The organism is Actinomyces sp. oral taxon 897 (assembly GCF_002999235.1).
GTDB lineage: Bacteria > Actinomycetota > Actinomycetes > Actinomycetales > Actinomycetaceae > Actinomyces.
The window spans coordinates 1,987,982-2,009,035 of sequence record NZ_CP027236.1 but is presented as its reverse complement, the minus strand read 5'-3'; the positions used below and the strand labels follow the sequence as shown (position 1 = coordinate 2,009,035).

22 protein-coding genes are annotated in these 21,054 nt (G+C 70.4%); 13 read left to right on the top strand and 9 right to left on the bottom strand.

Annotated elements, in window-relative coordinates:
- Window positions 1–325 precede the first annotated feature (325 nt).
- On the top strand, window positions 326–1,729 hold the full coding sequence (locus tag C3V41_RS08110) for a uracil-xanthine permease family protein (RefSeq protein ID WP_106109853.1): 1,404 nt from the start codon (window positions 326–328) through the stop codon (window positions 1,727–1,729).
- Window positions 1,730–1,816: 87 nt separating this feature from the next.
- Here the strand turns inward: C3V41_RS08110 and C3V41_RS08105 are convergent, their stop codons facing one another.
- The gene (locus C3V41_RS08105) at window positions 1,817–2,359 is read right to left on the bottom strand and encodes a hypothetical protein (protein ID WP_246742181.1); all 543 of its coding nucleotides are present in this window, start codon (window positions 2,357–2,359) and stop codon (window positions 1,817–1,819) included.
- Window positions 2,360–2,381: 22 nt separating this feature from the next.
- On the opposite strand from C3V41_RS08105, the gene C3V41_RS08100 reads away from it, so the two are divergent.
- The 5 genes from C3V41_RS08100 (at window position 2,382) to C3V41_RS08080 (ending at window position 6,155) form a co-directional block, all read left to right on the top strand.
- Window positions 2,382–2,750, top strand: a complete 369-nt coding sequence (locus C3V41_RS08100) for a hypothetical protein (protein WP_106109852.1) — start codon at window positions 2,382–2,384, stop codon at window positions 2,748–2,750.
- Window positions 2,751–3,143: 393 nt separating this feature from the next.
- Window positions 3,144–3,611: a hypothetical protein gene (locus C3V41_RS08095; protein WP_129591532.1), complete on the top strand. Its 468-nt coding sequence runs from the start codon at window positions 3,144–3,146 to the stop codon at window positions 3,609–3,611.
- Window positions 3,612–3,617: 6 nt separating this feature from the next.
- Entirely contained in the window at window positions 3,618–5,015 is a 1,398-nt protein-coding gene (locus tag C3V41_RS08090; RefSeq protein ID WP_106109850.1) for a hypothetical protein, read from the top strand.
- A gap of 144 nt (window positions 5,016–5,159) precedes the next feature.
- Window positions 5,160–5,537, top strand: a complete 378-nt coding sequence (locus tag C3V41_RS08085) for a hypothetical protein (RefSeq protein ID WP_106110749.1) — start codon at window positions 5,160–5,162, stop codon at window positions 5,535–5,537.
- 96 nt (window positions 5,538–5,633) lie between these two features.
- The gene (locus C3V41_RS08080) at window positions 5,634–6,155 is read left to right on the top strand and encodes a hypothetical protein (protein ID WP_254423532.1); all 522 of its coding nucleotides are present in this window, start codon (window positions 5,634–5,636) and stop codon (window positions 6,153–6,155) included.
- A gap of 97 nt (window positions 6,156–6,252) precedes the next feature.
- Here the strand turns inward: C3V41_RS08080 and C3V41_RS08075 are convergent, their stop codons facing one another.
- The 4 genes from C3V41_RS08075 to C3V41_RS08060 form a co-directional block, all read right to left on the bottom strand.
- Window positions 6,253–7,938, bottom strand: a complete 1,686-nt coding sequence (locus tag C3V41_RS08075) for a hypothetical protein (protein WP_254423531.1) — start codon at window positions 7,936–7,938, stop codon at window positions 6,253–6,255.
- Entirely contained in the window at window positions 7,935–9,128 is a 1,194-nt protein-coding gene (locus C3V41_RS08070; protein ID WP_106109849.1) for an ABC transporter ATP-binding protein, read from the bottom strand. The genes C3V41_RS08075 and C3V41_RS08070 overlap by 4 nt, the downstream gene beginning before the upstream one ends.
- A gap of 9 nt (window positions 9,129–9,137) precedes the next feature.
- Complete coding sequence (locus C3V41_RS08065) at window positions 9,138–9,884, bottom strand: TetR/AcrR family transcriptional regulator (protein ID WP_254423530.1); 747 nt, start codon at window positions 9,882–9,884, stop codon at window positions 9,138–9,140.
- Between the two features lie 232 nt (window positions 9,885–10,116).
- Window positions 10,117–10,356: a PspC domain-containing protein gene (locus tag C3V41_RS08060; RefSeq protein WP_106109847.1), complete on the bottom strand. Its 240-nt coding sequence runs from the start codon at window positions 10,354–10,356 to the stop codon at window positions 10,117–10,119.
- 291 nt (window positions 10,357–10,647) lie between these two features.
- Here C3V41_RS08060 and C3V41_RS08055 point away from each other — a divergent pair, with 291 nt between their 5' ends.
- On the top strand, window positions 10,648–11,133 hold the full coding sequence (locus C3V41_RS08055; RefSeq protein ID WP_106109846.1) for an NUDIX hydrolase: 486 nt from the start codon (window positions 10,648–10,650) through the stop codon (window positions 11,131–11,133).
- Window positions 11,134–11,468: 335 nt separating this feature from the next.
- On the opposite strand, the gene C3V41_RS08050 is transcribed toward C3V41_RS08055, so the two are convergent.
- Window positions 11,469–11,957: a Dps family protein gene (locus tag C3V41_RS08050; RefSeq protein WP_106109845.1), complete on the bottom strand. Its 489-nt coding sequence runs from the start codon at window positions 11,955–11,957 to the stop codon at window positions 11,469–11,471.
- An 85-nt stretch (window positions 11,958–12,042) separates the two neighbouring features.
- Entirely contained in the window at window positions 12,043–12,444 is a 402-nt protein-coding gene (trxA, locus tag C3V41_RS08045; RefSeq protein WP_106109844.1) for a thioredoxin, read from the bottom strand.
- A 310-nt stretch (window positions 12,445–12,754) separates the two neighbouring features.
- On the opposite strand from trxA, the gene C3V41_RS08040 reads away from it, so the two are divergent.
- The 6 genes from C3V41_RS08040 to C3V41_RS08015 all read left to right on the top strand — a co-directional run bounded on the left by C3V41_RS08040 (window position 12,755) and on the right by C3V41_RS08015 (window position 19,048).
- A complete protein-coding gene (locus C3V41_RS08040; protein ID WP_254423529.1) occupies window positions 12,755–13,714 on the top strand; it encodes a metal ABC transporter substrate-binding protein in 960 nt (319 codons plus the stop codon).
- A gap of 35 nt (window positions 13,715–13,749) precedes the next feature.
- The gene (locus C3V41_RS08035) at window positions 13,750–14,502 is read left to right on the top strand and encodes a metal ABC transporter ATP-binding protein (RefSeq protein WP_106109842.1); all 753 of its coding nucleotides are present in this window, start codon (window positions 13,750–13,752) and stop codon (window positions 14,500–14,502) included.
- Window positions 14,499–15,458: a metal ABC transporter permease gene (locus C3V41_RS08030; protein WP_254423528.1), complete on the top strand. Its 960-nt coding sequence runs from the start codon at window positions 14,499–14,501 to the stop codon at window positions 15,456–15,458. Before C3V41_RS08035 ends, C3V41_RS08030 begins: the two co-directional genes overlap by 4 nt.
- The gene (locus C3V41_RS08025; protein WP_106109841.1) at window positions 15,458–16,357 is read left to right on the top strand and encodes a metal ABC transporter permease; all 900 of its coding nucleotides are present in this window, start codon (window positions 15,458–15,460) and stop codon (window positions 16,355–16,357) included. Before C3V41_RS08030 ends, C3V41_RS08025 begins: the two co-directional genes overlap by 1 nt.
- Before the next feature lie 47 nt (window positions 16,358–16,404).
- Complete coding sequence (locus tag C3V41_RS08020) at window positions 16,405–17,277, top strand: MurR/RpiR family transcriptional regulator (RefSeq protein WP_106109840.1); 873 nt, start codon at window positions 16,405–16,407, stop codon at window positions 17,275–17,277.
- 121 nt (window positions 17,278–17,398) lie between these two features.
- Complete coding sequence (locus C3V41_RS08015) at window positions 17,399–19,048, top strand: NAD-dependent malic enzyme (RefSeq protein WP_106109839.1); 1,650 nt, start codon at window positions 17,399–17,401, stop codon at window positions 19,046–19,048.
- A gap of 75 nt (window positions 19,049–19,123) precedes the next feature.
- Here C3V41_RS08015 and C3V41_RS08010 read toward each other — a convergent pair whose 3' ends face one another.
- Both C3V41_RS08010 and C3V41_RS08005 read right to left on the bottom strand, forming a co-directional pair.
- Window positions 19,124–20,650 (bottom strand): polyamine aminopropyltransferase, encoded by a 1,527-nt coding sequence (locus tag C3V41_RS08010; protein ID WP_106109838.1) that lies wholly within the window; start codon window positions 20,648–20,650, stop codon window positions 19,124–19,126.
- 145 nt (window positions 20,651–20,795) lie between these two features.
- On the bottom strand, window positions 20,796–21,047 hold the full coding sequence (locus tag C3V41_RS08005) for a DUF350 domain-containing protein (protein WP_106109837.1): 252 nt from the start codon (window positions 21,045–21,047) through the stop codon (window positions 20,796–20,798).
- Window positions 21,048–21,054: the final 7 nt, after the last annotated feature.

The window sequence follows — 21,054 nt, the reverse complement described above, 5'->3', positions numbered from 1 at the left end:
GCTGCCACGGCCGCAACCGCCTGGCCGTCCGACAGGCCCGGGGCCCTGGACGGCGCGACGGGCCCTTCGGTGGGCCCTCCGGCCGGGCTCGCCCCCGGCCTCTGGCGGGACCGGCGCGGACCAGCGGGACCGGCGCCTCCTGGCAGCACCCGGTGCGGGCCAGGCCCTCCGGTGGACGGATCCCTCCTGGTCAGGGGCGGTACCCGGAGCCCGCTACACTGGCCACCTGGCAGGAGTGCCAGTTCCTGTCGCGGTGAGCGCCGTCGCCGGGCCCAGGGGCGGACGACGTCGTTCCCGCCTTCCCCGAGCACGACAGGAGACCGCTGTGCCTGCACCTACCACGCCGTCCAGGAGCCGATCTCGGGGGTGGCGTCTTCACGGCGACGGCCGTTCCATCGCCCCCGGGGAGGTCGTGGCCCCTGGCGAGCGCCTGACCTGGCCGCGCACGATCGGTATCGGCGTCCAGCACGTGGTCGCCATGTTCGGCGCGACCTTCCTGGTGCCGCTGCTGACCGGCTTCGACCCGGCCACCACCCTGTTCTTCACGGGCCTGGGCACCCTGCTGTTCCTGGGGGTCACCTCCGGGCGTCTGCCCTCCTACCTGGGCAGCTCCTTCGCGCTCATCGCCCCTATTGGCGCGGTGACCGGCTACGTGTCCGGGGGCGGCGGCACCCTGGACGCGGCCAAGGCGTCCCTGGCCCAGGGCGGGATTATCGCCGCGGGCGCCACCCTGGCGGCTATCGGCCTGGTGGTGACCCTGGTGGGTGCCAGCTGGATCGACCGGCTCATGCCCCCGGTGGTCACCGGCGCCATTGTGTCCCTTATCGGCTTCAACCTGGCTCCGGCCGCCTGGACCAATGTCAGGAGCGCGCCGGTGACGGCGGTCGTCACTATTGTGGCGATCCTGCTCATTACGGTGCTGTTCAAGGGGATTGTGGGGCGCCTGGCCATTCTGCTGGGTGTCCTGGTGGGCTACGTGACCGCCTGGGTGCGCGGTGAGATTGACTTCTCCGCCATCTCCCACGCCGGGTGGGTGGGTGTCCCGACCTTTAGGGCCCCCGCCTTTGACGTGAGCCTGCTGGGGCTGTTCGTGCCGGTGGTCCTGGTGCTCGTCGCCGAGAACGTGGGGCACGTGAAGTCCGTGTCGGCCATGACCGGGGAGAACCTCGACGACGTCACCGGCCGCGCCCTCCTGGCCGACGGCGTGTCCACCGTCCTGGCGGGTTCCGGGGGCGGCTCGGGCACCACGACCTACGCGGAGAACATCGGGGTCATGGCGGCTACCCGCGTCTACTCCACGGCCGCCTACGTGGTGGCCGCCCTGGCCGCCCTGGGCCTGTCCATGCTGCCCAAGTTCGGGCAGGTCATTGCCACTATCCCGGCGGGGGTACTGGGCGGGGCCGCCACGGTCCTGTACGGCATGATCGGCATGCTGGGTGTGCGTATCTGGGTGCAGAACCGGGTGGACTTCTCCGACCCGGTCAACCTCAATACCGCTGCCGTGTCCATGGTGGTGGCGGTCGCCAACTACACCCTGGTGTGGGGGCGGATGAGCTTTGAGGGGATCGCCCTGGGCAGCGGCGCGGCGATTGTGGTCTACCACGTCATGCGCTGGATCTCCCGCCTGCGGGGCACCATCCTGGAGCAGGCCTCCCCGGCCTCCGCGCCCGCGGGGACCGAGCTGGAGGGGCAGGCCTACGCCACGCGGCGCAAGGCGGTCACCGAGTAGGGCCCGGGTGCTGCCGCCCCGCCTGCGGTATGCGTCAGGCGCGGGCGGCGCGGCCGACGGGCATGGCGGGCGTGGTGGCCGAGGAGCTCAGAGCTGCAGGTCGCGCAGGAGCTCAGCGGGTGGCAGGGTGCCGTCAACGACGTAGGCGCGGAAGATCTCGGCAGCCTCCTGGCCGCTGAGGACCTCCTCGGGGTGGAGGCGCAGGGTAATGCGTCCGTTGTCCACGGACAGCTCGTTCCAGGCGTCGGCGTCGGCAACGGGGATCCGGCTGACGGCGTAGTGGTTGAAGCCGGTGGGGCTGGAGACCCGGACCTCGACGGTCATGGCCGTGGCTGACCCGGCGCACTGCATGTAGTTGGAGGTGGCCAGGTCGTCGGGGTCCTCCTGGGCCAGGTCCATGACGTCGTCGGCCAGGGCCCGTGCCCCCAGGGAGAAGCGCCGTTGGCCGTCGAGGTAGCCGGGGTGGGTCAGCTGGTTACGCAGCTCGTCGGCGACCCGCTGCGGGCTCACGGAGGAGCGGTCGTGCTCGACCCTGGCCACACCCACCTCCCAGGTCATGAAACGGCGCGCGGCTGCCTGCCGGGCGGGCTGGCTCGGGGTGCTCTGCGGCGGCGCGTCGTGCATGTCCATATGATGACGGTAGCCTGCACCTATGAGTTATGACATCCTCGTCTTCACCCCTTCAGCGGTCAGCGATGACGGGCTGTCGGCATGGCTGACCGAGCAGGTGGAGGGGGGCGACGGCGACTCCTGCGACCCGGCGGTCACGACGCCGGCGCTGCGGGCCTTCTATGAGGACATGCACCAGATCTTCCCTCCGGTTAACGGCCCGGACCGGGTCGATGAGGAGGTGCTGGGCGACCTGCCGGCCACGGACTACAGCTTTGGCCCCAACCACGTCTATGTCAGTGTCTCCTGGGACGGCGCCGCCAGGGCCGTGGCGACCGCAGAGACCATCGCCCTGCGTCACGCGGTGGCCGTGAGCCGGGTCAGCGAGGACGGCTCGGTCCTGCGGCCCTGAGACGGGCGCGTGCTCGTCCCTACGGTATTCCGGTGCTGACGGCCCGGGCACGTGCTCGTCCCTACGGTATTCCGGTACTGACGACCCGGGCACGTGCGGGTCTTGCTGGGGACCCCCGCACCTGGGCGTCCGGGGTCAATGACGACCCGGGCACGTGCGGATCTTGCCGACTACATGGCCGCCCAGGTCCCTGTCATGACGGCCCGGGCAGGGTGCGGCGGTGGGGTGTCGAGGTTGACACCCTTGTAGTGCCTTAGATCACATCTACCGGGTCCGTCGAATCCGTTGACAGGGTGTGTGTTCTGGGCTACTTTATGTAGTGGGTCGCTTGGTGGTCTGTTCCCTGTTTGTCTTCTCTTTCCTCGTTCCCTAATCTCTTGGAGGTTGCTGGTGGTGGATCTGCATATTGTCGACGGTGACCTGGAGAGGTTACGTGACCAGGTGGGCTGGATCGGGGAGGACCTGGGTGGCCTGGAGACGGGTGTGGTGGGGCGTGTCGCCTCGGGTGTGCCCGGTGCGCGTGCCTGCGGGGCCTGTGCTGCGGCCTCCGGTGCGGTGGGGGACTGGCTGAGCGGCCTGGAGGGCCGGTACGGGGCCGTGTCGGCCGGGGTGCGGGCCATGGCGGCTGCCTACCGGGCCGATGACGACGCCCAGGCCGGGGCCCTGGCCCAGGCGGGAGCGGGCCTGGGCGCGGGAGCCGCCCTGGGCGCGGGAGCCGCCCTGGGCGGTGGCCTGGTCGGTACCGGTGTGGGGGAGGGCGGTCCTACCGGTGGTCCCGCCCCCGGGGAGGCTCCTGGTGCGGTGGAGGACTCCCCCGGGGTGTCCGAGGCCTTTGAGCGGCTGCGTCAGAGGCTGGGGTGAGACGCGGTGGTCGCGTGGTCTGACGTGTGCCTGTGGGACGCGGGGGTGCTGGAGGAGGCGTTCTACGACCTGCGGTCCCTGACCCGTAAGGTGGACCAGGCCCTGGGTGACGCCCAGTCGGCTGAGTGCCAGGTCCTGTCCGAGGGCCAGGGCGTGGAGGCCGCCCGGGGTGCCTTGAGGGAGTGCAACGACTCCTGCGCGGACCTGGTGGAGGCGCTGCGGTCCCTGGCCCGGGGGGTGGACGAGGCCGCCCAGGGCGTGGCCGAGGTCCGGCGCCGTGTCCTGGCCTGCCAGGACTACGCCGCCTCCCACCCCCTGGTCACCCTCTGCCCCGACGGCGCCGTCACGCTCAGCCCGCAGGACGGCACCGCGGCGGGGCCCGGGCCGGGCGGCCTACCCGGTCGGGCCGCCCTGGAGGCGGCCCAGGCCGCCGCCCAGGCCCAGGAGCTGGCCATGATGGTCCGCGACACCACCGCCTACGCCGACCAGGTCGACAATGACCTCACAAACGCCCTGACCAATATTGCAGCAGCAGCCCCACCGCCACCACCACCCAGTCCCGGCCGCCCGACCACGGCCTATTTCGTCACGATATTTCTTCTGGGCCTCGGGCCCGCGTTCTTACCCCTGCTCAAGTACGTGGACATATTTCCTAAACATCCTCTTATTCTTAGAGGGCACAGGAGGCCCGGGCGGAAGAGTTTCGGGGGCCCGGGGCTCGGCAAGCCGGTCCCTGGTGAGCACGCGAATATGCCCGGCGTTGACGCCTGGGACTACCAGGGCGACTCCGAGTACGAGGGGTCGGGCCCCTATGCGCAGCGTCCTTCTGACCCGGTGGACCACTTCGTTCACGGGTGCGCTCTTAGGATCGCTAAAGCGCTCACCTTCACCCTGCCGGACGCCTCGAAGAACCTGACCCACTACCTCGACAACACCGGCACCCCGCAGGACGTCGACGTGGACCGTATGCTGCAGGACCTTCCCGACCTGCCTGTTAACGCCAGGAATGCCGCCGAGAAAATGGCCGCGGAGGCGGTGGAGGCCGCTAAGACCTCAGGGGCTACCGGCCCGGTGACCTACCCCTTCACCACCCCGTGGGAGCCGGAGCACGCCAGTCGGAGCGAGAGCATGAACTGGTTCCTGGCCCTGGGAGGTTACCAGGCCTGCACGGAGGGTACCGTCACCGTCTACCCGCCCGACCCAGCCAACGGCAGACCCGACTGGACCTACAAGTACGACTACCGCGTCCACGTGGCCGACCGATACAACTGGGACAAGGGGAAGGACACGGATGTCGGTGGCGTCACAATAGGTGACGATCAGATGCGGGCCCTGCACCAGGCCGGACTGGCCCAGGAGTACGACGTAACTGGTACGTCGTCGGTTATGAGCGGGGAGGGGTAGAGTGTGTGTAAGAGGTTCCTAGTGGCCTGGCGTGTGGTGGTGGTCGTGCTGGCCTGTGCCTGCCTGACGGCCTGTTCCCTGTCATACCCGGGTGAGGTCAGTGGTACCCCCACCATACAGAAGGGTGCCCCCTACCCGGCTGACATGGAGCACCTGGACCAGATCCTCACCGTCGGTAGGGGCCCCCACGGGCGGAAGGGGCAGGAGCTACCTGAGGGGGCCCAGGTGGTCTCGGTCGCCCCGGCCCTCAACTTCGCGGCAGACTTCCCCGGCGGCTGGGGGTACGTCATAGCCTTTACCGCCACCGAGGAGGCCATACGCGACTACGTCACCAGGAATACCGGCTTCAACGGAAAGTACATTGACAACAGTCCGGCGGCGAATCCGGAGAGCAACAGGTTTGAGGATGTTGACCTCAGTGGTATTCAGAACCCCTGGTCAGCAGGATTCGGGGATGTGGTTCTCCTCCTGGAGCGTCCCCTGGGCCGCGGCTGGCTCATTGTCTGGGGCGGCCGCCGCTGACGGATCAGACATACCAGGCTGGACTGGCTCGGGAGTACGACGTAACTGGTACGTTGTCGGTTATGAGCGGAGAGGGAAGTGCGTAGGAGAGTTTTGGTGGCCTGGCGTGTGGTGGTGGTCGTGCTGGCCTGTGCCTGCCTGACGGCCTGTTCCCTGTCCCGTCTGGTCGGTGTGCCAGCGACCCCGGCGACCCCGGTGGGAACGTCTACCGTGCAGGAGGGTGCCCCCTACCCGGCTGACATGGAGCACCTGGACCAGATTCTCACCGTCGGCAGGGGCCCCCACGGGCGGAAGGGGCAGGAGCTACCCGAGGGGGCCCAGGTGGTCTCGGTCGCCCCGGCCCTCAACTTCGCGGCAGACTTCCCCGGCGGCTGGGGGTACGTCATAGCCTTTACCGCCACCGAGGAGGCCATACGCGACTACGTCACCAGGAACACGATCGCCTCTGGTAAACTTATTGACAACAGTCCCGTGACGAGGCCGGATGACGAGGATCTGGTCGAGATTGGCGCCGATAATATCACGCGCCCCTGGTCGACAGGCTTCGGGGACGCGGATATCGTCCTGGAGCGCCCCCTGGGCCGCGGCTGGCTCATTATCCGCGGCGCCCCCCGCTAACAGATCATGTGCACCAGGCCGGACCAGGGGACGTTCGGCCGCCTAAACCGCGGTGGATTCCTCTCCGGCGGCGCGCCCTTGTCAGCACAAGCGCAGCTCACCCCTGCAGGTCCCGACGGCGCAGGGCACCAGCGGCTACCACCACCAGGGCCAGCGCGACCAGCAGGCACACACCCGGGCCCACCCAGGCGTCGGCCTGTCCCCACAGGCCTGTCTGACCGGGTAGGTCGGGCCTGTGCGTGAACGGCGAGAGGTTGAGCAGCCACCGAGGGGCCCGGACCAGGGGGCCGAGCACCTGGAGGACGGCGACCAGCAGGAACAGCCCCCACCCGGCTGGGCGGGCCAGGCGGGGCGCCAGGGCGCCCACGGCCAGGACGACTGCCCCCGTGAGCAGCCCGGCCGGCCACGCGGACAGGGCGCCCACGGCTACCGCACCCACCAGGTGCCAGGGCGCGTCCGCGGCCGGGGAGCCGTGCGCGACGAGCCCGGGTACGGCGCTGGCGGACAGGGCGGCGCCTACTGCTGCGAGCATGGTCCCGGTACCGGTGACCACCACGACCACCCGGCCTGCCAGCCACCGTAGCCGGGAGACAGGAGCAGCCAGGACGGTCGCGGTCCGTCCCCTATCCTCCTCGGTCACGCTGCCGGTCGCGAGCGCGACGGCGCAGGCCCCGGTCAGGAGGCCCCCGTAGCCGATGAGGAGGGACAGGTAGGTCTGCACGGTGAGCTCACCGCCCACGAAGTCCTTCATGAGGGGGTTGGTCTGGAACATCTCGGCGAAGGTGTCCTCGATACTGGGGGCGAACATCCCATAGCAGACGCCGAAGAGCACACCGCCGAGCGTCCACCACCACCGTGTGGGTGCGCAGGTGCGCAGGGCCAGGGCGACGGCACCGTGCGGGCCGGGGCGGTGGCGCCCGTTGCCGCGGCGTCCGGCCAGCAGCCCCTGACCCAGCTCGCGTCGGGTGTGCAGGTGCAGCCCGGTGCCTACGAGGACCGCCGCGGCCAGGGCCAGGAGGGCCACGGGCTCCCAGCGCATACCGGTGTAGGGGCGGGTCTGCTGGACCAGGCCGACGGGGGTGAGCCAGGACAGGAAGCCTACCGAGCTGTCTGCGTCGCCGATGCCACGCAGCAGGAACCAGGCGACCGCGAGCAGGCACCCGCTGCCACGGGCGGCGCGCGCGGAGGGTGCCAGGGCTGCCAGGACGAGGCCGGCACCCCCGGATACCAACCCGGTCAGGACCAGGGTCAGTCCCATGACCAGGGAGTCGGCCACCTCAAGGCCTCCGCCGAGCGCGGCCAGGGCGGGGAGCAGCCCGGCGGCCAGGGAGGTCAGGGTGACGCAGGTCGCGGCGGCGCGGGCGTTCTCCCCGTGCCTGACGGGTGCGGCGTGCAGGAGCTCACCGGGACCGTCCTCCTCGTCCCCGCGGGTGCGCGCCACGCTCATGAGCGTCCCCATGAGGCAGGTCACCGTGGCCAGGTAGCCCAGGACCGCGCAGGCGAAGAGGGCGCCGAGCGTGGGGTCGGGGGCCTCCAGCCCGTAGCCGGGTCCGGTGAAGACGATACTGGCGGGGGTGGTGTACGTCAGCGCGGCGGTGGCGCGCTCCTGGGGTGTGGTGTACATGCTGGTGAAGGCCACCACGCAGTACAGGGACAGCAGTCCCGTCCCGAGGGCCCAGGCGAGGACGCTGCGCCGCTCGCGTCGCAGGGTCAGGCGGGTCAGGGGGGAGAGCATGGTCACTTGGTGACCCGTCGTGGCGGAGAGGCTCGGGGCCGCGCTCATGACTCCGCCTCCGTGCTGGTGGCGGGGTCGACGGCGTCCTGGGCACCGGCCCTGCGGGTGGCGTGGACGGTGCTGCCCTTGGGCCTGGTGGCACCAGGCCCGCCGTCTCTCAGGGCGGCGGTGTCGGGCCTGGCACCCTCCCTGCGACCCGGGGTCGCCTCAGGCTCGCTCAGGTCCTCCTCGTAGTGACGCAGGAAGAGCTCCTCCAGGCTCGGCGGGGTGGCGGTCAGGGAGCGTACGCTCAGGGCGGTCAGGGCGCTCATGACCTGCGGGCTGCAGGCGGGGTCCAGGCTCAGGTCCACCTTCCAGACGTCGCGGTGGGCGTCCCCGTCCCTGCCCTTGTTCCGGGCTCCAAGGGGGCTGGAGGTCAGGTCGTGGACACCTGCCAGGGTGGTCAGGGCGTGCGGGTCGTGCTCGACGACGGCGTGGACGCGGGTGCGCAGCAGGGAACGGATGTGGTGCAGGGAGCCGTGCTCCACGGTGCGTCCGGCACGGATAATGGTGACGGTGTCGCAGAGGGTCTCCACCTCGGACAGGATGTGGCTGGAGAGCAGGACGGTGGTGCCCTGTTCTGTGGCCTCGACCACGCACTGGCGGAAGATCTCCTCCATGAGGGGGTCCAGGCCGGAGGTGGGCTCGTCGAGGACGAGGAGGTCCACCGGCTCGCTCAGGGCGGCGATAAGGGCGACCTTCTGCCGGTTGCCCTTGGAGTAGGCGCGCACCTTCTTGCTCGGGTCCAGGTCGAAACGCTCAATGAGCGTGGCGCGACGTCGGGCGACCTCCTTGCCCTGGGCCCCGGGGCGCCGTCGGAGCGAGGCGAGGGCCTCCAGGGTCTGGCTCCCGGTGAGAGAGGGCCACAGGGCGACGTCGCCGGGCACGTAGGCCAGGCGCTCGTGGAGGGTGACGGCGTCGTCCCAGGGGTCGGCGCCGAAGAGGCGGGCCCGGCCGCCGTCGGCGCGGATCATGCCCAGCAGGATGCGCAGGGTGGTGGACTTGCCCGCGCCGTTGGGGCCGAGGAAGCCCGCCACCTCACCGGGGGCGACGCTCAGGTCCAGGCCGTTCAGGGCGCGGGTGGCGCTGGCGCCCCGGCCGAAGATCTTGACCAGGCCCCTGACGTCGATGACGGGGGCAGGGCTGTTGGGACGGGTCTGCCTGGGCTGGCTGGCCCGCGGTACCGCAAGGGGTTCCATGATTCCTCCTTAAGGAAGGTCGGACGGGAAGGAGTGGGGGTCGTGCGACGGGCCGGGGGCGGGGACGTCGGGGCCGGCCCTGGTGTCTCCGGTGGGAGGGATCGCGGCGTCGGGGTCGGCTGACGTGGCCTGGACGTAGTCGGTGTAGAGCCCGGGGTCGGTGAACAGGGGGCGGGAGTAGAGCTCGGCGGTGACGGGGCCGTAGCGTTCCATGAACTCCCGGATGGCCGACTCGATGTCGCCGGGCTCGGAGGCCTCGTAGCGCAGGAAGAGCAGGATTGCGCCGAACCCGGCATAGAGCAGGTACCGGGCGCGGGCCTCCTCGTCGTGGGAGGGCGTCACGGCGCCCGCCTTCACGGCGTCGGACATGTAGGAGACGGTGTCCCCCACGAAGAGGTCCATTAGGGCCGTGGCGAGCCCGCCGCCCTCCATGAGGGAGCGCATGGCGTAGGCCGTGGCCGGGACGTACTCCTCGACCTGCGACATCTGGGTCATGAGGTCCGTGGGCCCGCCGAAGTAGGCCGAGGAGCGCTTGACCTCCTCGGTCAGGCGCAGCACCTCGGCGTCGCAGGCTCGGCGCAGGCCGTCCTTGGAGCCGAAGTGGTGGGTGATGAGCCCGGCCGTCACCCCGGCGTCGGCCGCGATGGCGCGCAGGCTCACCCCGAAGCCGTCGTGGGCGAACCGCGCGATGGCGGCGTTGCGGATGCGGGCGGCGGTCGTGAGGTCGGAGTCCCGGGGTAGCGGCGTTGAATGCACGGCCAATATGCTATACAAGTGTTTAGCTCGGGGCAAGGGGGTAGACGTGCACGCCCCTGTGCCGGGTCGTGGGCGTTACAGCCGGCTGTGGCTGCGGACGGACCTGGCACAGGGGCGTGCACGCGGGAGCGGGACTCAGGCGGGGCCCCGTGGTTGGTGAGATCTCGTGGTTGGTGGGGCCCCGTAGTTAGGCGAGGCCTCGTAGTTGGCAGAGCCCCGTGGCCTCCTGCCTCTACTCGTCGGCGTCGGGCATGAGGATCCAGGCTGCGGCGTAGGCCACCCACATGGGCCCCGGGAGCAGGGACAGGGCCAGGTAGCCCAGGCGCACGAGGGTGGGGCTCATGTCCCACGACTGCGCCAGTCCGCCGCACACGCCGGCCAGGAGACGCCTGCGGGAGCGGCGCGGGAGGTTCATGCGCCAGGACTCGGTGCGCTCGGAGAGGGACGGGCCGCCGGGGTACTGCTGTGTCATGAGGCCAGTGTGCCGAGCCGGGACCGGACCGGGTATCAGGGACCACCCTGAAATCACCCTGATCCTGTCGGCTCGCCTTGGGGGCGGCCCGCGGGGGGCTGGCGCTAAGGACGCAGGCGGTCCACAGGGGGCGGAGGTCTATGGGCGCCGCTCCCGGCGCGCGGCGCGTAGGCGGACGCCGCCACGGGCTGGCCGGGAACCCGGCCGTTCCCGGCGCGTAAGCTCAGGCACTATCGGCCAGGCTGGCCCGCATGATGGGGAGGCCAGCCCCGGCGCGCGTAGGCTCAGGTCATGGTGACACCTGACTTCATCCTGTCCCTGCGTGCCAAGATCGGTCACGAGCAGTTGTGGCTGCCGGGGGTCAGCCTCGTGGTCCTGGACGACGCCGACCGGGCGCTCCTGGGGCGCCGCAGCGACAACGGGATGTGGGCCGTGGTCTCGGGCATCCCTGAGCCGGGGGAGCAGCCGGGGGAGGCGGCCCTGCGCGAGTGCGTCGAGGAGACCCGGGTGCGCCCCAGGATCCTGGGTGTGGCCCAGGTCCGTGCCGAGGAGCCCTTCGCCTTTGCCAACGGGGACCGGGCTGTCTTTATGGACATCTGCTTCGTGGCGCGGGCTGACGCCAGCCAGGTGGCCGCCGCGGGCGTGGGGGATGAGGAGTCCACCGCCGTGGGCTGGTTCGCCCTGGACCGCCTGCCCGAGCCCCTGACCCGCACCACCCGGCGGCGCCTGGCCGCGGCCCGGGACTGGCTCGGTGACGGGGTGACGCGGTTCGACTGACGGCGCTGGCCCGGCCTTAAGGCAGCTCTGCCGCGGGGCCAGCCCGGGCACCTCGGCTCGCTCCGGCGCCACGGTGCCGCCGGTACGCGAGCCGGGTCGCCTCGGGAGCCGCCCTCGGGAGCCGTGCCGCGAGTTGCACATTCTTTTTACAGTCGTCGATCAGTAAACCGCGGGATCATGCGGATCCACGAAACTGCGCGAGGCACAGAAAGAGGATGAATGTGCAACGCGGTCGTCGTTGCACATTCATCCTGCTTCCTGGGTCTGCGTCGTCACAAGGATCCGCGCGATCCCGCCACTTTATGATCGTGGATTGTAAAAAGAATGTGCGGTGCTCAGACGGCGCGGTAGTTCTGGGAGGCCAGGAACCAGGCCTGCTGCTCCAGGCGGCTGGTGTAGTCCTCCAGGATGCCGGAGGAGGAGGGGTCGGCCTCGTCCACGGCGTCGTGGATGTTGCGCAGGGTGGTCACGACGGCGTTGATGGCGGAGACAATGTAGTCCACGGCGTCGGGCACCAGGACCAGCTCGGCGGGGGCCTCGGGGAGCGTGGTCTGCGCGGACACGGTGGCGGGACGGCCGTCGGGGACGGCGTTGACGGCGCGCAGGCGCTCGGCCAGCTCGTCGGAGCCCTCGCGGGCGATGTCCACGACCTCGTCGAGGTTGAGGTGCAGGTCGCGGAAGCCGGCGCCGACGACGTTCCAGTGGATCTGCTTGCCCACCAGGGACAGGGCGGTAATGTCCGTCAGCGCGCGCTGCAGGTCGGCGACCAGCTCGGGGCCGGCGGTGAAGGTCGGCAGGACCGGGGCGGTGTACTTCTTGCTCATGTGCTCTACCTTAGTGCTAGATGGCTTAAAGGTCTAATGTTTGTGGTGTTGTCAACAGTTGTGACGTGGTTTGAAATGACTTACCTCAGGCCCGGACTAGCCCGCTGCTCGCCCTACTGGCCTCCTCGGCCTCCTCGGCGGCGATCTTGGCCTTGACCTCGGCCATGTCCAGGCCGCGGACCTGCTCAATGAGGGAGTTCAGCGCCGAGGCGGGCAGGGCGCCGGCCTCCCGGTAGACCAGGACGTCGTCGCGGAAGACCATGAGGGTCGGGATGGAGGAGATGCCCAGGGCGCTGGCCAGGCCCTGCTCGGCCTCGGTGTCCACCTTGGCGAAGGTGATGTCCGGGTTGGCCTCGGCGGCCTTCTCGAAGACCGGCTTGAAGCGCATGCAGGGGCCGCACCAGGAGGCCCAGAAGTCCACGAGGGTGATGCCCTCGCCGCGGACGGTCTTGTTGAAGTCCTCGCCGGTGATGTTGATGGCGGCCATGAGGGTCCTTTCCAGGAGAGTCGGTAGCGGCTCGTTCTGTGCGCCAGGCACAACCACCGGGACCCAGGTCCTATTCCGGGTGTCCCAGGGGTGGGGCTGTGGCGTGCCCGACGGCACGGGGCCGGAGGCCGGGGCCTTGAGGGCGGACGAGGCCCCGGGCCCGCCTGCGCCCGGCGGCGTCGGACGCCCTGCCCGCCCGCGGCAAACCGGGCCCCGTCGCGGACGACCCGTCCTTGCAACTGACAGAGGTTGTCGTTATCATCCCTGTGCCCCTGAAGTTAGCCTCATCTACCTAACCTTGGAGACCCCTGTGCTTATCTCCCGCCGTTCTGCCCTCGTCTCGGCCACCGTCCTGGCCGGGGCCGCCCTCGCCGCCTGCGCCACGGACAAGACCAGCTCCGAGAAGGGGACCGCCGGCTCCACCGGCTCCACCGGCCTGACGATCGTGGCCACCACCGGCTACCTCGGGGACGCCGCGAGGAACATCGCCCCCGACGCCACCGTCACCGTGCTCGTCGGTCCCGGAGGGGACCCCCACACCCAGGAGCTGACCACCAAGGACACCCAGGCCATTGAGCAGGCCGACGTCGTGCTGTGGACCAGCCACGACATGGAGCACAAGATGATGGGCCAGCTCGAGAAGCTCGGCGACAAGCAGGTCGCCGCCGCCGAGGCCATCCCCGAGGACATGCTCCTGCCCTGGGAGGAGGACGGCAAGATCGAGGGGCACGACCCGCACGTGTGGAACTCCCCCGACAACTGGAAGTACGTCGTCACCGCCTGCGCGGAGAAGATCGCCCAGATCGACCCGGACAACGCCGCTACCTACAAGGCCAACGGCGAGGCCTACAACGCCAAGATCGACCAGGCCAAGGCCGAGGCCCAGACCAAGTTCGACACCATCCCCCAGGAGCGGCGCGTCCTGGTCACCGGCCACGACGCCTTCAACTACCTGGGCAAGACCTACAACATCGAGATCCACGCCACCGACTTCGTCTCCTCCGAGTCCGAGATCTCCGCCACCCAGATCGAGGAGCTCGCCACGCTTATCGCGGACAAGAAGGTTCCCACCATTTTCCAGGACAACCTGAAGAACCCTGAGGCCATTAACCACCTCAAGGAGGCTGTGGTCGCCAAGGGCTGGAGCGTTGAGGTCTCCGACAAGCCGCTCTACGCCGACTCCCTGGGCGAGCAGGCTCCCGTAGACACCTACCTGGGTGTCTTCGCCTACAACGCCGACACCATCGTGGCCGCCCTGGCCACAAAGTGACGTCGGTGGGCCACCCGCGTACCGCGAGCAGACCCGTGCACGACGTCACTACCCCCTGCCAGGTGACCGGCCTGAGCGTGGCCTACCACGACCGCCTGGCCCTCAGGAACGTCACCCTCGACGTGCCGCCCGGTGCGGTCATGGCGGTCCTGGGGCCCAACGGCGCCGGGAAGTCCACCCTCCTGAAGGCCATGATGCGGCTCGTCCCCACCCTGACAGGGAGGGTGCGGTTCTTCGGGCAGGATCTTGCCCGTTCCCGCAGCCGTGTGGCCTACATGCCCCAGACCGCGGAGGTCGACTGGGACTTCCCCACCACGGTGCGCGACGTGGTCACCATGGGCACCTACGGGCACCTGGGGTGGTGGCGCCGTCCCGGGGCGGCCCAGCGCGCCGTCGTCGAGGCGGCCCTGGAGGCGGCTGGCATCTCCGACCTGGCCGGGCGGCAGATCTCCCAGCTCTCCGGGGGGCAGAAGCAGCGCACCTTCGTGGCGCGCACCCTCGCCCAGGAGCCCGACGTCTACCTCATGGACGAGCCCTTCGCCGGGGTGGACGTCGCCTCGGAGCGGGCCATCGCCAGCGTGCTGGACTCCCTGCGACAGGACGGGAAGACCATTGTGATCGTCCACCACGACCTGTCCACGGTGCGGCGCCTGTGCACCCACGCCCTGCTCCTGTCCGAGGGGGACGTCGTCAGCGTCGGGACCCTGGAGGAGGCCTTCACCCCCGAGCACCTGCACCGGGCCTACGGGCTGGTCGACGAGGCCCTGCACCCCCAGGAGGAGCGGTGAGCGTGCTCGCGGCGCTTCCCGAGCTGGTCGGGCCCGGTCAGCTGCTGGCCAGCTACACCTTCCGCACCATGCTCCTGGGGACGGCCGCCGTCGGGGGCGCGGCAGGCCTCCTGGGCTCCTTCCTGTACCTGCACAAGCAGTCCCTGGTCTCCGACATTATCGGGCACGCCGCCACCCTGGGGGTTGCCGGGTCCTTCATCCTGGCCACCGCCGTGCTCGGTGTGGACGGACGCTCCATGCTGGTGCTGACCATTGGCTCGATCATCGCCTCGACCTGCGCCGTCCTGCTGGCAAACTGGATCGCCCGCCACTCGCGGGTGGGCATGGACGCCGCCATGACCATCTGCCTGGCACTGTTCTACGGCTCGGGCATGGTGCTGCTGCGCGTCATCGTCCACTCCTCCCTGCCCAACCGGGGCGGGATCAGCCACTACATGTTCGGCAACGCCTCCACCCTCACCAGTGCCGACCTGGTGACCATAGGCGGCTTCGGCACCGCGGCCCTGCTGGTGGTCCTCCTGGCCTGGAAGGAGTTCAAGGTCTTCACCTTCGACCCGGTCCTGTGCCGCACCATGGGATTCTCCCCCACCGTCCTCGGCCCCCTGCTCCTGGGCACCGCCACGGTCGCCGTGGTCATCGGGATCAAGGCCGTGGGGCTCATCCTCATGATCGCCTTCGCCATTATGCCCGCCGCCGCGGCCCGCCAGTGGACGCACCGGCTGTGGTCCATGGTGACCCTGTCCGGCGTCATCGGCGCCCTGTCCGGGGCCGTGGGCTCCGGCCTGGCGGTCAACCTCGGCAAGGTGCCCACCGGGCCCGTGGTGGTCCTGGTCCTGACCGTCGTGCTCGTCGTCTCGCTGCTGGCCGCCCCGGAGCGCTCCGTGCTGCAGCGGCGTCGGGCCCTGCGCGCCCAGCGCCGTCGGCTCCTGGCCCAGGCGAAGGGGGAGGAGTCCTAATGCCGTTCATTGTCGCCGTCGCGCTCCTGGCCGTCGTCACCGCCGTCACCTGCGCCCTTCCCGGCACCTTCCTGGTGCTGCGCCACCAGGCGATGCTCGTGGAGGCCATGTCGCACGCGGTCCTGCCCGGGATCGTCATCGGGGCCATCCTGTCGGGCACCACCCACTCGCCCCTCATGGTGGTGGCGGCCTCCGCCATGGGGCTGCTCGTGGTCCTGGGGGCTGAGCGCCTGCGGGCCAGCGGCCTGGTCGCCGGTGACGCCGACCAGGGGCTGGTGTTCCCGGCGCTGTTCGCCCTGGGGGTCATCCTGCTGTCCACCACCCTGTCCGAGGTCCACATTAGCGAGGACACGGTCCTGACCGGGGATCTCAACCTCATGGCGCTCGCTCCTGAGCACGTGCTCGTCGCGGACGGCGCCATCGACCTGGGGCCGCGTACCATGTGGCGACTGCTCGGCGTGTTCGCCATCACTGGTGTCTACGTGCTCGTGTCCTTCCGCACCCTCAAGCTCTCCACCTTCGACCGCGTCACCGCCTGCACCATGGGGCTACCGGTGCGCAGCACGGATCTGGGGCTCATGGCACTGGTGTCCCTGACGGTGGTGGTCGCCTTTGACGCGGCCGGGGCGATCCTGGTGGTGGCCCTCATGACGATCCCCCCGGCCACGGCGCTGCTGCTGGCCCGTACCCTGCCCGGGGCGGTCCTCCTGAGCCTGGTCATTGCGGCGCTCTCGGCGCTGCTGGGCTTCTGGGTGGCGCTCCAGGCGGACCTGGCGACATCCTCGACCATGGCCGTGGTGGACGCCCTGGTGTTCCTCGCGGTCATGCTGGTCACCCGGCGTCGTCCCCGCCTCGTCCTGCCTGACTCCAAGACAGCTGGTGGTGCCCGGAGCGTGTGACACCCCGCCGACTCCGGGCCCCTCGCCGCGTCGGCTAGATTGGCGCCGTGGAGCCTGCGGACACGCCCTCTGAGACCCCGTTCCTGGACCGGCTCGCGTCGGCCGACCTCACGGCCCGCGAGCGCGACGTCGCCTGCTTCTACGAGGACCGTCTGCCCGGGGCCGCGCTGCTCAACCTGGAGGAGGTCTGCCAGGGCGTCGGCGTCTCCTCGGCCACGGTGGCCAGGTTCGCGCGCAAGCTCGGCTACGCCGACTTCCGGGACATGACCCGCAGCCTGCGTACGCGCGTCCGCCACGACCTCTCCCTGCCGGTGGAGCGGCTCCGGCGGCTCGGTGACGGCGGGGAGCCCGGGCGGGCGGTGCTGGGCCACCGGGCCGCCCTGGCCCAGGAGGCCGTCTCCGGGGTCCTGGCCTGCGTGGACGATGAGGTCCTTGGGCGCGTGGGCGCCCTCGTGGCCGACGCCGACCGTCCCCTGTACCTCGGTGCGGTGGCCTCGGGTCAGCCTCTGCTGCACTACTTCGGGCTCCTGCTGTCCTACCTGCGCGGCGGGGTCACCGTCCTGGACGGCACGGACCGCTGGGCCCACGCCCTGGCCGGCCTGGACGCGCGGGCCGTGGTCCTGGCGGCCGCCTTCGACCGCAGCCCGGCGCCGGTCGCCGCCCTCCTGCGCCTGGCGCGCGAGCGGGGCGCCACCTCGGTGCTGCTGACGAACCGGCGGGTCGGCCCGCTGCCGCCCCTGGCCGACGTCCTGCTGGTCACCCCCTCCACCGGCCAGGACGCCATGTTCCGCACCCGGGTCGGCACGCTCGTGGTGCTGGAGGCGCTGCTGGACTCCGTGGCCGCCGTGCACCCCGAGCTGCGGCGGGCGGCGGCGGTCGAGGAGGTCTTCACCGCCCTGGGCGGCTACATCACGTGCTGACCGGCCCGGCGGGCACCCAGGTTCCGCCCAGGTACCGGAAGTAACTTCTCTCGAGGTATCAGGCAGTGGGCGTCAGTTGACTGACGCTCCTGATGTCACCAGCACCACCCCGGGAGAGCACATGCGCGCCAAGCCGTCCGTCATTACCAACCCCCTGACCAACCGCGGTACCGCCTTCACGCTCGAGGAGCGCCGTCGCCTGGGCCTGGTCGGCCGCTTCCCCGCGGCCGTGGAGACCCTGGACCAGCAGGCCGCCCGCTCCTACGCCCAGCTGCGCTCCTTTACCACCGACCTGGACAAGTACGTCTTCCTCGACCAGCTCCACAACCGCAACGAGGTGCTCTACTACCGGCTCCTGACCGACCACCTGGTCGAGCTGCTCCCGATCGTCTACGACCCCACCGTGGGGGAGGCCATTAGGAAGTGGAGCCGGGACTACCGTCGCTCCCGGGCCGTCTACCTGTCCGTCGACCGTATCGAGGACGTGCGCCCCTCCTTCGAGGGGCTCGGCCTGGGCCCCGACGACGTCGACCTGCTCGTGGTCTCCGACGCTGAGGAGATCCTGGGCATCGGGGACTGGGGGGTCAACGGCACGGACATCTCGGTGGGCAAGCTCGCCGTCTACACGGCGGCCGCCGGCATCCACCCCGAGCGGGCCGTCGCCGTCAACCTGGACTGCGGCACCGACAACGAGCTCCTCCTCAACGACCCCGCCTACCTGGGCAACCGGCACGCGCGCGTGCGCGGGGCGCGCTACGACGCCCTCATCGACGAGTACCTGGCGGTGGCCAGTGAGCTCTTCCCCAACGCGCTGCTGCACTTCGAGGACTTCGGGCCGGCCAACGCCCGCCGCATCCTCCAGGCCAACCGCGAGAGGTACCGCGTCTTCAACGACGACATGCAGGGCACCGGCGCCATTGTCATGGCCGCCGTCGTCTCCGGTATGCGGGTCACCGGCCAGACCTTCGCCGACCAGCGCCTGGTGGTCTACGGGGCCGGGACCGCGGGCACCGGTATGGCCGACCAGATCCACGCCGGCATGGTGCGCGACGGCCTCTCCCCCGAGGAGGCGACCGCCCGCATCTGGCTCGTGGACCGGGCGGGCCTGGTCACCGACGACATGACCGACCTGCCCGACTACCAGCGCGCCTACGCCCGCCCCGCCGCCGAGGCCGCCGACTGGCAGCGCTCGTCCCGCGGCGCCGTCGAGCTCCTGGAGGTGGTGCGCCGCGCCCGCCCCACCGTCCTCATTGGTACCTCCACCAACCACGGGGCCTTCACCCGCGATGTCGTCGAGGCCGTGAGCGCCGGCGTGGAGCGTCCCATTATCCTGCCGCTGTCCAACCCCACCGAGCGCATTGAGGCCATGCCCGAGGACGTGGTCGCCTGGTCAAGGGGGAAGGCCCTGGTGGCCACGGGCATCCCGGTGGTCCCCTTCGACTACGAGGGCACGACCTTCACCATCGGCCAGGGCAACAACGCCCTGCTCTACCCGGGCCTGGGGCTGGGCGTCATTGTCTCGGGGGCCTCGCGGGTCACCGACGGGATGCTGCTGGCCGCCGCGCGGGCCGTGGCCAGCCAGGTGGACCCCACCGAGCCCGGCGCCTCACTGCTGCCGCCGGTGGAGAACCTGCGGGCCTCCTCGGCGACCGTCGCGGTGGCCGTGGCGCGCCAGGCCCAGGCCGACGGCGTGGCTACCACCAGCCACGACAACCTCGTCCAGGCGGTGCAGGACGCCATGTGGCAGCCGGCCTACGGCGAGCTCGCCTGACGCGCGGGCCCGGGTGGGGCGCGGGGGCCGTCGCGCCGTCCCCGGGACCACCCCTCGGTCCGCCTGCGACTCCGCTCAGTAGTAGCGCCACTGCCGCATGTCGCTGTTGTAGCGCTCCACAATGCGCGGGTGCAGGAGGGTCGAGGGCTCCACCTCCGGGGTCCGCGCCGGGTCCTGCACCAGGATGAAGTCCAGGAGCCTGTGGTTCTGGTAGTCCAGGCCCGCGGGCAGCGGCTGGCTGGCCAGGGCCTCGGGCGCCGTCGTGGACAGCACGAAGCCCCACTCACCGAAGGAGGGTACGTTGACGCTGAAGGGGACCACGGTGCGCCCCGGCTGGGCGGCGCGCACCGTGCTCGCCACCGTGGCGAAGGCCGACGGTGAGAAGTAGGAGGAGGTCGCCTGCGTGACCATGACCCCCTTGTCGGTGAGGACCTTCTCCGCCTGGGTGTAGAACTCCTGGGAGTAGAGCTTGGCCAGCCTCTCGTTGGAGGGGTCCACCAGGTCGACGAGGACGGCGTCGTAGCGTGCGGTGGTGTCGAAGACGTACTGGAAGGCGTCCCCGTTGACCACGTGCACCCGGGGGCTGGACAGGGAGCCGTCGTTGACCTCCCGCAGCAGGTGGTTGTCGCGTGCCAGCGTGGTCACGGCGGGGTCGATGTCCACCAGGGTAATGTCCTGGACGCTGGGGTAGCGCAGGACCTCGCGCGCCAGGAGCCCGTCCCCGCCCCCCAGGATGAGCACGTGGGCGGGCCCCTCCACGGAGGTCAGTGCGCTGCCGGCCAGGGTCTCGTGGTAGCGCCTCTCGTCCAGGGAGGAGAACTGCAGCTGGTTGTCCAGGTAGAGCCGCAGGTCGGCGCCGTACTTGGTGATGACGATCTTCTGGTAGGCGGACTGGTCGTAGTAGATGACCGGGTCGCGGTAGGTGGCCGCGCCCACTGAGTGCTCCAGCTGGTTGGCCCCCAGGAACAGGCCGGTGAGCGCCACCAGGGCGGCGACGGCGGCCGCCAGCGCCTTGCGGGAGCTGCGCAGCTGGACGAGCATGAGCACGGCCACGAGCGTGTTGACGGCCCCCACCAGGTAGGCGCCCCGCATAAGACCCAGCTGGGGCAGCAGGAGTAGCGGGAACACCAGGGAGGCCACCAGGGCCCCGAAGTAGTCAATGGCGAGAACCCGGCTGAACAGCTCCACCGAGGAGCCCCGCCCGAAGGCGGCGAAGGTCTTGACCAGCAGGGGTATCTCCAGGCCGATGAGCACCCCGATGACCAGGCTCATGGCGCAGAACACCACCCAGTGCAGCCGGGTGTAGCCGAAGGCCAGGTACAGGACGAGCACCGAGTTGCCGCCCACCAGCCCCAGCGCCACCTCGTTGACGGCGAAGCTGGTGGCGGGCTCCCAGCCCAGGTGGTTCACCAGCAGGGAGCCGAGCCCCATACCGAATAGGGTGACGCCTGTGGCCAGGGAGAAGCTGAGGACGGAGTCCCCGACGAGGTAGGAGGCGGCCGTACCCAGGATGAGCTCGTAGATGAGCCCGCCCACGGCCACCAGGGCCGCGGCCGCGAACAGCGTGGCGTCCTCACGCCGACGGGCCCCGGCGCGGCTCACGGGCGACCTCCCGGCAGGGGCGTGCCGGGGCGGGTGGGGTGGGCACGGCAGGGGCCCGCCTCCTCGCAGGCAGGGGGCTTGATAGCACCAGGGGCGCCGTGGGCGGTGCGCACGGCCGACGCCCCCGGGGTCGTGGCTGAGGCGGTCAACTGATAATCGTCCCGGCAATAATAATGGCGATGGCGATCACCGTGCCGGCGAACGCCAGGCCCAGACCGGGGTTCTGGTCCTCAATGAGCTCGCGGCGCAGGTCCAGCTTGAAGACCACGTTCACGACCCAGGCAAAGAGCATGAGCAGCACCACCCCTATTACCGCGTAGACCACGGTGCTCAGGAGCGGCTGCCAGGCCAGGCCCGCAATGTCCGCGGACTGGGTGGGGGCAGTGAGTGGGCGCATGCGGGCT